The 507-nt window shown below is 45.8% G+C and carries 1 protein-coding gene; it reads left to right on the top strand.

From position 1 onward, the window contains the following. Positions 1-41 precede the first annotated feature (41 nt). On the top strand, positions 42-507 hold a 466-nt coding region (locus OOZ15_RS20125), incomplete at its 3' end, for a hypothetical protein (protein WP_265958210.1).

Here is a 507-nt window from a genome sequence, read left to right as displayed (position 1 = left end):
TGTCCCTTCAGGGCTTAGACCCTTCATCGGTGACTGAATCAATGCGCAAGACTATCAGTCTGCTCATTCGCAACGTTATCCAGTTGTTACCGGCTAACGTTACGCTGTCGCAATACTATGTTCACTTTGAAGGCGCTAAGGTAAAGCTGGCAGCGCGTGAAAATCCGCGTAGCCAGCTTTTATCAAAACGTAGGCAATCATTCCTCAATAAAGTGAGGAACCTCAACGATTCCCGTCTTTTCTGGTTGATCGAGGTCAGCCCGGATGAAGACCTGAACAGTATTTTCTCGACTACATTTTTCAAAAACCTTTTTAACGGTGTGTTTGATGAAGACGCCCGTAAGCGCATCGGCCTTGTCTTTAAAGAGCGTGATGCCTTTAAAGTGGAAATAGAGGAGTTTGAGAAACAGTGCCGTAAACTCAAAGATACCCTGAACGACTTACAGCTCCGTCTGTCTTTCTTTTCGCCTGAAAATGAAGAATTAGGCGCTGAGGGTATCTGGAAGC

The sequence above is a fragment of the Galbibacter kalidii genome, from assembly GCF_026241135.1.
Taxonomy (GTDB): Bacteria; Bacteroidota; Bacteroidia; order Flavobacteriales; family Flavobacteriaceae; genus Galbibacter.
The sequence above is the reverse complement of the archived record's forward strand: the minus strand, read 5'-3'. Positions and strand labels throughout refer to the sequence as shown.